The sequence below is a fragment of the Campylobacter troglodytis genome (genome assembly GCF_006864425.1).
In the GTDB taxonomy this organism is placed as follows: Bacteria; Campylobacterota; Campylobacteria; order Campylobacterales; family Campylobacteraceae; genus Campylobacter_D; species Campylobacter_D troglodytis.
Genome location: NZ_QHLI01000093.1, coordinates 1 through 5,238 on the forward strand (window position 1 = coordinate 1; position 5,238 = coordinate 5,238).

The 5,238-nt window shown below is 29.2% G+C and carries 3 protein-coding genes; 1 reads left to right on the plus strand and 2 read right to left on the minus strand.

Annotated features, from left to right (window positions below; genetic code table 11):
• Nucleotides 1–159: 159 nt before the first annotated feature.
• Both DMC01_RS11845 and DMC01_RS11850 read right to left on the minus strand, forming a co-directional pair.
• The gene (locus DMC01_RS11845; protein ID WP_142694405.1) at nucleotides 160–1,608 is read right to left on the minus strand and encodes a hypothetical protein; all 1,449 of its coding nucleotides are present in this window, start codon (nucleotides 1,606–1,608) and stop codon (nucleotides 160–162) included.
• 9 nt (nucleotides 1,609–1,617) lie between these two features.
• Nucleotides 1,618–5,061, minus strand: coding sequence for a hypothetical protein (locus tag DMC01_RS11850; RefSeq protein WP_142694406.1), 3,444 nt, complete (start codon nucleotides 5,059–5,061; stop codon nucleotides 1,618–1,620).
• Here DMC01_RS11850 and DMC01_RS14540 point away from each other — a divergent pair.
• On the plus strand, nucleotides 5,053–5,238 hold a 186-nt coding region (locus DMC01_RS14540; RefSeq protein WP_221887161.1), incomplete at its 3' end, for a hypothetical protein. The two genes, DMC01_RS11850 and DMC01_RS14540, sit on opposite strands and share 9 nt — an antisense overlap.

Here is a 5,238-nt window from a genome sequence, read left to right on the forward strand (position 1 = left end):
ATCAAAGCCTTGAATGTTTTGAATTTAAAAACTTGAATTTTTAATGCGTTTAAATTTTATCTTCTAAGCTTTGAGCTTGTTTTGAATTTAAAGGCTTTTTTTGCTTTAAATTTTTAAACTTTTTTAGTATTTAACGCTTTTTAATTTAGGATTTTAAATTCAAGCTTCTTTCATATCCTCCACACCCTTTGTGAAGTCAATTTCTAGATCAAGTACTTCTTTTGGAAAGATATAAGGACGAGCGGATGGGTAGCCGTAGGGGAGTAGGTTTTCGTAGATCTTGTATAATAAGCAACGGTTTATTTGCCAAATATGTAAATATTCTATATTTTCACTATCCTTATAGTAAAAGTCATAGTCTTTCATATAATATGCTACAATTATTCTCCACGTCATCAAATAATATTCCTTTATGCTTTGTGGGGTTGAATCTTTGTCTCTGGGATCTTTAATTAGTCCCTCTTTAATAGCATATTCTAAGCCCAAAAAATTACCACTACCCCCATATACACAAGAAATCACATAATAGGTAAAATCTATAAGTAAATCAGGAGGAAATTTTTCATCAAAGTATGGATCAAGTCCGTTTATTAGCCCTTTTTGTTTGGATGTTTTTTCGTAGTAAGCCCATAGTTTTTTAGCATTAAGCTCTGATTTGTGTAAATTTGAGCAACAGCCATAATCTTTTGCCATTTCCTCTATTAAACCCTCATTTCCTAGTGCTATAGCACAACGCATACAAGCCATATAAGGAATCACCGCATAAAAAGTAGAATATCTAGTCTGAGGCTCATAATTACTAGCTGCCTTAGAAAAAGCCAAGGGGCTTTGGTATTTAATAGCAGCTGCTAGCCATAGCTCTGCGGCAATTGCACTATTTTTAAACTCCTCTCTTTGTGCTTCCTCATCTATTGCTTCCCACACTATGGATTCTAGGGCGTAATTGTAGCATTCTAGGGCTTGCTCTCTCCCAAGATACAATAAGCCATTTTTATAAAGCTGATAATACATATAAGCATTTTCTGGAATCTTCTCATCAAGTAAGGCCTGTGTGATAGAGGAACATTCTGCTATTTCCTTATTAGCATTTGCGTGATTGCCTAAAGATGAATTTTTAAAAAGTAGTTTTGCTAACTCTACTCCTGCTTTAAGATAGCCTTCTTTATAGGCTAGTCTTAGATTATTAAATATTTCTTCTTTAATCTTAAAATCTAAATTACTAAAATCTAAATTCTTATTTTGATTAAGTAAATTTTGGGCTCTTTGATATGCTATTTTTGCACTATCACTTATGCGTTTGCTATATTTATAAGGCTCATAATCTACTGTTACATAAGGAAAAAGAGAAGATTTTAACTCGCTTTTTCGAACTATCATTTTGCGTTGTTCTTTATAGCTTAATTTTACAAAGCTTTCTTTTTCTTCCTTGCTCCATTTAATGCCATTGCCATTTGGGTGCAGCTTGTAGGATTTTATGGTTTGCAAGATATAATTTAAATGAGACTTTGTGCTAGATCTATCTGCTATTGTAAGATTAAGTTTGAAAAACTCTTTTATCGTTTTTTGCCAAAGATTTATTTCTTTGATCTTAAATATAGCCCCTCTCACATAAACCCTTTAATCATTTACATCAATAGTAGTTTGGATAAAGTTTTCATTATAAATAAAATTTCCAAGCATAATGGCAGATTTTTTTCCTTCGCTCTTAGCCTTTTCTTTTGATATATTTGTATTTTTTGCCATATATATTTCATGATTCCACTCTGCAATGCGTTTTAGTTGGATAAGAAAATCTTTTATGTATTTGCTTGTTGAGTGTCTAAAATTATCATCATCGCTGCCTTCGTTTAAGTCTTTTTTTATCTTAGTGTTTATAGCCTTGTTTGTACTGTTTAAATTTGCAAAATTAAAATGCCCTTTTATATCTATCTCACTCATCTTTAATCTTTCTTGCAAATACTGCATACTATCATCTGTCCCCATATCCAAATAATGTAACACCTTACAATATGCTTCCTTGAAAATTTTATCTGTCCTTAAAGAAAATGTCTGTTTAATGTCAATATTTGAATTGATATTTGAGCGCAATTCATTAAGCGATAATTGCTTGGCTAAATCTATGCTATTAGCATAAAGTCCTATGCTTGGATTATGAATACAGTAGCTAGAATCTAGTGCTGTATCTAAAATTAAGGAAGCGTGAAAATCTCCTATAAGAATAGTATTGCTTAACTCTTTTGGGACATAAAAATATTTATCTTTCTTTTCCCATTTAGAATAAATTCTATCTTGTTTACAACTTGCAGAAAGCAAAAAAAATGTAACTTGCCTTTTTAAATCTATTTTAGAAATGCTTGGAAATTGTTTATTTAAAATCTCTTTTAATATAAAAGGCAATAATGCTTGGGCAGTATTTTTGTGCAATAATTTTGATTTTTGCAAAATACTTATGGATAATTCTTTTTGTTGTTTGGGAAAATGCTCTTTGAAAAAGATCTTATAAAATTCTATATTTAGATTTTGTAAAGTTGTATTATCTATGACATTATTTAAGTGCCTTATTTTATCTGCATCATTTAGTGTATTTTCTAGTGTTTTTGCTAGCTTATTGCTCATTAACTTTGTGTTTTCGATTATATTTTTTAGCTTTTTTTTAGATTCTTTTGCCAACAATGATAACAAAAAGTGTGTTATATCGCTTGCATTTTTTGCAATTTTATCTTTTGGTAATTGTTCTTTTACAAAATCTAGCACAGAATCAACAATGCTATCTTGCATTGTTTCATCAAATCTTTCTTTGAAATCTTGTCTTAGTAGCTCTTGTATTGTTTGTGAATTTAAGTGCATTTTCACTCTAAGATCTTGCAAGATATTTAAGTTAAAAGCGGTGTAAATAAAAAGCCCACCTATTTCCATATCTATTAAATATAATATAAAAATACATAATTCATTAAATTGCTCACTTGGGAAAAAGGCGACAAATATGCTAGGAACAAATGGCATAAGCAATTCTATGGCTTGATGTATATGATATAGTGTTAAGCCTTGTTTTTTTAGTATGTTATCTTTGTATTTTTGAAAAAGATTGCCCTTAGTATATTTATCCATTAAATTTTTAAAGCTTGAAATTTCTTGTGTTGGTGCATTTGAAAAATAGGCATTGTTAAATATATTTGCTATGCAAAAAACACTTGTACATATATCTGCTTCATTAAGCGACTGCCTTACTTTGTTTCGCAATTCTTTTAAATCTTTATCATCAAAAGCTATGCTACCTTGTTGTTTGCTTTGTTTTTTAAAATCAATAAAATTTGACATTATGCTATCAAAAGCAAATAAAGCATTTATGATATGATTTGCATATTGTTTTGCTTGTTTATTTTCTTTGTCGTTTAAAAATGCATCTTCAAATAAATGCTCTTGTGCAAAAATCAAACTATATATTTCGCTAAATTCCTCTGTAATTTGCATAAGATCTTTGTTTTCACAGTTTTGGCAAAAATTATCTAAGAACTCTCGCACAACTGTTTTTTTATCATTGTATAAGAATTCTTTAAATTTATGTTTGTTGTTGTAGCATCTTTCTAACTGTGTGTAATTTTCATAAACAACTTGTCTAAAATTTTCAAAAATAACTTGTTTTTCTATTTGATTGATAGTGTTTAAAAACAACACTTTGTTTTGCAATATATTGTTATTGTTACATACTTCTTTAATGAAATTATATGTTTTGTATTGCGGTGAATCTATTTGCGGAGCAAGTGTAATAAAAAGCATATATTTTTCTATAAGTGGCTTATTTTGTTGGCTACTTTGTGTGATACTTTGCAAAATCATATCAAGCATTATGGTAGAAGATAAATAAGGGGTTTTTATGAATAAAAAGTTATTAAATTGTAGTGTAAGATTTTTTAAATGTTTAAATGCGGAAGCATTTGTTATATCGCTATCTTGCAATTGCTCTTTGATGATTGGAAATATAGACAGAGCAAAATATTGGTTTTTATGATAGCTTGCCTTGCTATATGCTGTCTCTTTTGTTGTAAGCAATGAGGAAAATTCAAGATCTTTAAAAGATTCTTTATGTGAAATCTTACATAATACAATTTTATCTATTATATTTGTGTTGTTTTTTGGCATTATAGTTTGTATATTGTGCATTTGCGATGGAGAAGTAATATATTTAATGTCAGCTTTTTCAAAAAATACATTGCCAGAAATTTTTTTATTAAAATTTATAATATTTACAAGAAAGCTATCTTGCTTATTTATATATTGAACAATATTATTTAAGACAATATATAATCTGTAAATTTCAATTTTTAATTCATTGCTTTCTTTAAAATCAAAAAAACGCCAAATAGCCCAAAAACATAATGCCAAGATTACTGCAAATGCTATGTATGGATTAGAAAATGGCAGAGTGCGAAAAAGATTTATCATAATAACATTTGCCTTTGGCAAGCTCGTTACAATGTATGTCATCATACCACTATGAGTGTGCCAAAAAACTTTACTTAATAGCATTATTAGCGTTTTACTTGCTTCATTTTTTGCCATTTCTTTGGCTTCTTTGTTTGCATTTCTAAGATCTGAAAGCAATTTGTCTATATTATCCATACCCTTTTCAAAAGCAATTTTACTATGTCCGATGTTAATAAGATCTAAGATATCTTGTTGAAAAATATTTTTGTGTTTTACTTTAAGTTTTTCTATGGTTTTTATTGTTGAATCTATAAATTGCTGAATGTCGCTTTTGAGCTGTTGTCTATCGCCCTCTTTGCTTATATATTTTTGGTGCATATCAAATAATTTTTGTAGCATCTCCTTCGTATCTATTCCCAATATTTCGTCTTTCAACTCATCTGTATTACACTTATCATTCAATAATTTATCACTGCTTAATAAATATTGCGTGTTTTCCTCTCTACATTTTGGCATAGATTCTACATTGTTATAAAAAAGCACATTGACACTATCAAGTCGGTAAAGGTATTCTGTGAGCGGTGTACTTATGCTTGTTTTATTGGTTAAGCGATTATTTATGCTTGAATGTGCCATTTTTCTCCTTTAATAAGCTTGATTATCCTTGCAAAAATACCCAAACCTATCTTAAATTCAACTTATTTTCCAAAAAACATACACATTCTACCCAAACCCACCTTGAATTTTAGCTTATTTCCAAGTAATTTTCTACCCTCTCACCTCACAACCACTCTTAAGCTTTGCATACCACTA

Coding starts and splice junctions, on each gene's coding strand:
- DMC01_RS11850 (WP_142694406.1), bottom strand. CDS start 5,061: ATGGCACATTCAAGCATAAATAATCGCTTAACCAATAAAACAAGCATA.